The sequence below is a fragment of the Streptomyces sp. DH12 genome, assembly GCF_020873895.1.
Classification (GTDB): domain Bacteria; phylum Actinomycetota; class Actinomycetes; order Streptomycetales; family Streptomycetaceae; genus Streptomyces.
Map to the genome: position 1 here is coordinate 1 of NZ_JAHWGT010000946.1, position 466 is coordinate 466.

Consider the following 466-nt stretch of genomic DNA (forward strand, 5'->3'; position numbering starts at 1 on the left):
GTCGGTCTCCGGCCCCATCGAGCGTCTGACGCGTCACCCGGGCCGGATGCACGCCCAGGCCGTCATCGACGCCGCCGCCCGCCTCTCCGAGGCGCTCCGGCGCTCCTGAACGTCCCCCCGTCCACCGCACACGTTCCGCGGGAACGGGTCCGCCTCAACGCCGCGGCGGACCCTCCCCCGCCTCACGCGCCGTCGGCCACCGCCGACGGCGCAGTCGTTTCCGTCCCTTCCGGCCGCGCGGGCCGCTCCGGCCGGTACGCGAAGCGGTCCTTGGCGCGCCGTCCGCGCCGCTCCAGCGGTATCTGCCCGTGCGCGGCCGCGAGTCCGAACGCCGGCATGTCGGCGTAGATCGACTCGTAGTTGCCCTGCGGCACCACGTACGCCTCGTGCCACAGCCCGACATGGCCGCGCACCTTGCCCGCGCGCTCCTTGCCGTTGACGAACGTCCACGCTCGGTGGTGGACCG

Annotated in this window: 1 protein-coding gene and 1 pseudogene; one reads left to right on the top strand and one right to left on the bottom strand. The window is 74.9% G+C overall.

The window, feature by feature from the left end:
• Positions 1-109 (top strand): annotated as a pseudogene (locus tag LPA54_RS37905) (IclR family transcriptional regulator); the annotation flags it as partial.
• 73 nt (positions 110-182) lie between these two features.
• On the opposite strand, the gene LPA54_RS37910 reads toward LPA54_RS37905, so the two are convergent.
• On the bottom strand, positions 183-466 hold a 284-nt coding region (locus tag LPA54_RS37910; RefSeq protein WP_228984951.1), incomplete at its 5' end, for a DUF4188 domain-containing protein.